Origin of the sequence: Legionella sp. ST3F1, from assembly GCF_048553315.1 — a bacterium.
Lineage (GTDB): Bacteria > Pseudomonadota > Gammaproteobacteria > Legionellales > Legionellaceae > Tatlockia > Tatlockia donaldsonii.
Map to the genome: position 1 here is coordinate 1 of NZ_JBLZIO010000043.1, position 2,309 is coordinate 2,309.

Genomic DNA, 2,309 nt, shown 5'->3' on the forward strand with positions numbered 1-2,309 from the left:
GTGAATGTTGCCAACAATAACCTGAGCAGCGGCGGTACCTTGACCATTGCCGATGTCGATGCCGGCCAATCCAGTTTCATCGCCCAGCCTTCCGTGGCAGGCACCTACGGGACCTTTACCCTGGCTGCCAATGGGGTGTGGACTTACACGGCGAACAATGCGCAAACAGCCATCCAGCAGTTAGGGGCTGGCCAAACATTAACGGATAGCTTTACTGCAACCTCAGCCGATGGCAGCGCAACCCAGCTCGTCACGGTCACCATCCAGGGTACTAATGATGTCCCGGTAATTGCCGGGGTGTCTACCGGTACAGTCACCGAAGATGCGAATGTAATAAATGCCAATCTGAGCAGCGGCGGTACCTTGACCATTGCCGATGTCGATGCCGGCCAATCCAGTTTTATCGCCCAGCCTTCTGTGGCAGGCACCTACGGTACCTTTACCCTGGCCGCCAATGGGGTGTGGACTTACACGGCGAACAATGCGCAAACAGCCATCCAGCAGTTAGGGGCTGGCCAAACGCTGACCGATAGCTTTACTGCGACTTCAGCCGATGGCAGTGCCAGTCAAACGGTCACGGTGACGATTACCGGGACGAATGATATACCAGAGATCGGCGGTGTTGCGACTGCTGTGGTCACCGAAGATGTGAATGTTGCCAACAATAACCTGAGCAGCGGCGGTACCTTGACCATTGCCGATGTCGATGCCGGCCAATCCAGTTTTATCGCCCAGCCTTCTGTGGCAGGTACTTACGGTACCTTTACCCTGGCCGCCGATGGGGTGTGGACTTACACGGCGAACAATGCACAAACAGCCATCCAGCAGTTAGGGGCTGGCCAAACGCTGACTGATAGCTTTACTGCGACCTCAGCCGATGGCAGTGCCAGTCAAACGGTTACGGTGACGATCCAGGGCACCAATGATGTCCCGGTAATTGCCGGGGTGTCTACCGGTACAGTCACCGAAGATGCGAATGTAATAAATGCCAATCTGAGCAGCGGCGGTACCTTGACTATTGCCGATGTCGATGCCGGCCAATCCAGTTTCATCGCCCAGCCTTCTGTGGCAGGCACCTACGGGACCTTTACCCTGGCTGCCAATGGGGTGTGGACTTACACGGCGAACAATGCACAAACAACCATCCAGCAGTTAGGGGCTGGCCAAACGTTGACTGATAGCTTTACTGCGACTTCAGCCGATGGCAGTGCCAGTCAAACGGTTACGGTGACGATCCAGGGCACCAATGATGTCCCGGTGATTGCCGGGGTCTCTACCGGTACAGTCACCGAAGATACAGCACTGACGAGTGGTAATTTAACCAAGAGCGGTACCTTGACTATTGCCGATGTCGATGCCGGCCAATCCAGTTTCATCGCCCAGCCTTCTGTGGCAGGCACCTACGGTACCTTTACCCTGGCCGCCAATGGGGTCTGGACTTATACGGCGAACAATGCGCAAACAGCCATCCAGCAATTAGGGGCTGGCCAAACGTTGACTGATAGCTTTACTGCGACCTCAGCCGATGGCAGTGCCAGTCAAACGGTCACGGTGACGATCCAGGGCACCAATGATGTCCCGGTAATTGCCGGGGTGTCTACCGGGACAGTCACCGAAGATGCGAATGTAATAAATGCCAATCTGAGCAGTGGCGGTACCTTGACCATTGCCGATGTGGATGCCGGCCAATCCAGTTTTATCGCCCAGCCTTCTGTGGCAGGCACCTACGGTACCTTTACCCTGGCCGCCAATGGGGTCTGGACGTACACGGCGAACAATGCACAAACAGCCATCCAGCAGTTAGGGGCTGGCCAAACCTTAACCGATAGCTTCACGGCAAAATCTTTAGATGGAACAGCAACCCAGCTCGTCACGGTCACCATCCAGGGTACCAATGATGTCCCGGTAATTGCCGGGGTCTCTACCGGTACAGTCACCGAAGATACAGCACTGACGAGTGGTAATTTAACCAAGAGCGGTACCTTGACCATTGCCGATGTCGATGCCGGCCAATCCAGTTTCATCGCCCAGCCTTCTGTGGCAGGTACTTACGGTACCTTTACCCTGGCCACCAACGGGGTGTGGACGTACACGGCGAACAATGCACAAACAACCATCCAGCAATTAGGGGCTGGCCAAACATTAACCGATAGCTTCACGGCAAAATCTTTAGATGGAACAGCAACCCAGCTCGTCACGGTCACCATCCAGGGTACCAATGATGTCCCGGTAATTGCCGGGGTCTCTACCGGTACAGTCACCGAAGATACAGCACTGACGAGTGGTAATTTAACCAAGAGCGGTACCTT

1 protein-coding gene is annotated in these 2,309 nt (G+C 55.0%); it reads left to right on the forward strand.

The features are described from left to right. Positions 1-2,309 (forward strand): VCBS domain-containing protein (locus tag ACN4Z1_RS15845; RefSeq protein ID WP_419423053.1); only part of this gene is annotated, 2,309 nt, incomplete at both ends.